Below are 2624 nucleotides of genomic sequence, written 5' to 3'. Positions count from 1 at the left end.
CCCATTCGCAATGATCTTTTGCCCATGGGGAAAGAAACCCTTCACAAACGCAATACCCGCAATTCACTGATCTCTGCCATGACGTCACCGACACTGCGTACTGTTTATGCCGCCATTATCCTTGGTGCAAAAAATCTTACTGATATCCTCAAACATGTCGATTCAGATGCCAAAAACATTCACAAATCCATCAATCGCCTTTTGAATCTCGGACTTATTCACAACACAACAGAAGGATTTCAAGCCGAAGAGACAGTGTGGAAAATGCTAGAAAATAAACATGAGCGGAATAGGGAAAATTTAAGCGACCGCCATTTAGAAACAGAAGAGATGCTATCAAAAATTGGTGAAGCCTTTCAGAAGGAAAAAATCTATAGCGAAACGGAAGTTTCCAAGATATGCAACCTCTTTACGATAGACTTTGCCCGATTACGACGCACTCTTGTTGAGAGAGGTTTTTTACAACGCCATGGAGGAAAATATCAACGCATGCGCTAAAAGAGAATTGAAAAATGATTAGCGAACGCTATCGTTTTTCTTCTCTATTTCAAGAGAATGAATAACCTTCCACTAAAAAAATATAATTTCATTAAAAGGTTACAAAATCATTCATCCCATTCATATGTTGACAATCTATGGAGATGAGATTAGCGTGCTCTCTTCGCAAGAGATGCAATGGGGAGGAACAAGAGTGCGGGATGCCAATTGGTTATCAAAAAGGATTGGGTGGTTATCAAATAGGGTTAAAAACAGTCAAAACCATCAGGAGAAGATATAGGATCAAGGTCTCAATGGATCTTATGATTGTTGCGCGAACATCTGGGCACAGTGTTGTTGCTCAATCCAAATCATGCTCGATATTTCTAAAAACATCGTAGAAAAAACAATATTCTTGCATTGGACTGGCTAGTGAATCAAGAAAGATACTATTTCAACGAAATGTGCACAGCAGAAATAGGGCTGGCAAAACTTCCTCAAAAGATACAACAAAATGTCTTTGATCATTTAACAACACTTCTATGGAAATTCCATGGGCAAAAATAAAATTCCTTTTTTCATCTATAGCACAGTTTTTCTTTCTGAATTTTCCTTTTTCTTTGTACTCCCTTTGCTTGGAAACTCTTCTCTCATAACTGCTGCCAATGTTGCTTTTTATCTCGCTGGATCGGTAATCCTTGAAAGCATTCTCATGGTAACCACAACAGGTTTATTAGAAAGATTTTCCCGTAAACTCTTAATGGCTACCGCCTTTATTTTAAGGAGTAGCGCTTTTGTGTGCATTATCCTATCGCTCACACCTTCTGCATGGTTGATCTTTTTTACCTTAATGGCTTTTTCGAAAGCAATTTCAAAGCCATTTTTGAGAGAAATTTTATCAGAACATCTCAATGAAAATGCTCTTAAACGCGCATTAACTCTCTATTCTTTTTTTCAAAATGCTGCTGTCGTTATCGCCCCTCTTGTTGCAACGAGTGCCATAAAATACAACGCATCAACCTTCTTAATGGCTTTTTTTGCACTCATTGGTTTGTATCTTTGTGTTCTATCCATTCAAATTGTTTATCATTACCCGCATAAAACATTATCTCTTGAAAAGAATAAAAAAACAAAAAAAGCTCTTCTTTCTTCTTTAAAAACAATAATACATAATCGTTCTATTGCTTATTTGCTGGTCACGGCTTTGCTTTGTGCATTCCTCATGGGAATTTTCATCACCACCACAACACTTCTCAGTAAATTTGACAGCAATCTCGCCCCTTATAGTGGAATTTTCTTTTCAATTGTTGGCATCAGTATTTGTATCTGGCAAGGAATAATCAATAAACATCTCAGCCTTTCCGATAAATCAACTTTCTACCTATTATGGCTTATGGGAAGTTTCTCCTCATTTTTCCTCATGGGTGGGGTCTTTACCGCTGTGACTGCATTAATTGCCTACAGTGTCTATGAATCTGTCATGATTCCAGAAATATACTATCAAGCAGGGAAAACAACCCCATCCCTCTCTGCCAGTGTTCTTTTCAGTTATATTCTTGTTATTTCAAATATTGGCCAAGCCGCCGGCTCATGGACAAGTGGATGGATTATCAGCCATTTCAACAATCATATCGCTTTCACCTTTTGCATGATTGTTGGTGCCTCCGCCTTTGCTTCTTGCCTTTGCCTCATGCAAACGAAAAAATAAGCAGCTTCCATGTCACATATAGTTTTTGCAACCGGTGGCACAACAAGAGCACTCAAAACACTTCGCCATAAATCACTCAATTATGATTTTGAACACACTCTGCGGCAAAAAAGCTCAAAACGGTCTTTAAAGATTGCTCTGTAAACGCCGTTGCAAATTGTCTCATAGCTTAAAGGATTATGGGATAGACAAGCGTAAGGTAGCTACATTCTGCACGAATAATATTCTATTGATATCCATGTGCAACACAGCCAAAGCATTTTTCTTATAATTCGCTCATTTCTGCCATGACCTCACGACACTACGCGCTGTCTATACTGTTATTATACTTGGTGCTAAAATTCTTTCTGATATCCTCAAACTTGTCAATTCAGAGACCAAAAACATTCACAAATCTATTAATCGCCTTTTAAACCTTGGTCTTATTCAAAACACAACA

3 protein-coding genes are annotated in these 2624 nt (G+C 38.0%); all 3 read left to right on the top strand.

Annotation, left to right across the window (positions count from 1 at the left end; all coding sequences use genetic code 11):
- Window positions 1–498: DUF2087 domain-containing protein (locus tag ACFIL8_RS09055; protein ID WP_375689510.1), on the top strand; the 498-nt coding region annotated here is incomplete at its 5' end.
- Between the two features lie 532 nt (window positions 499–1030).
- Window positions 1031–2185 (top strand): MFS transporter, encoded by a 1155-nt coding sequence (locus tag ACFIL8_RS09050; RefSeq protein WP_375627878.1) that lies wholly within the window; start codon window positions 1031–1033, stop codon window positions 2183–2185.
- Window positions 2186–2194: 9 nt separating this feature from the next.
- Window positions 2195–2329: a hypothetical protein gene (locus tag ACFIL8_RS09045; protein WP_375627877.1), complete on the top strand. Its 135-nt coding sequence runs from the start codon at window positions 2195–2197 to the stop codon at window positions 2327–2329.
- Window positions 2330–2624 lie beyond the last annotated feature (295 nt).

This window comes from Bartonella sp. AP57NXGY (assembly GCF_042195805.1).
Classification (GTDB): Bacteria; Pseudomonadota; Alphaproteobacteria; order Rhizobiales; family Rhizobiaceae; genus Bartonella.
This window is presented reverse-complemented; position numbering and strand designations above follow the sequence as displayed.

Coding starts and splice junctions, on each gene's coding strand:
- ACFIL8_RS09045 (WP_375627877.1), top strand. CDS start 2,195: ATGTCACATATAGTTTTTGCAACCGGTGGCACAACAAGAGCACTCAAA.
- ACFIL8_RS09050 (WP_375627878.1), top strand. CDS start 1,031: ATGGGCAAAAATAAAATTCCTTTTTTCATCTATAGCACAGTTTTTCTT.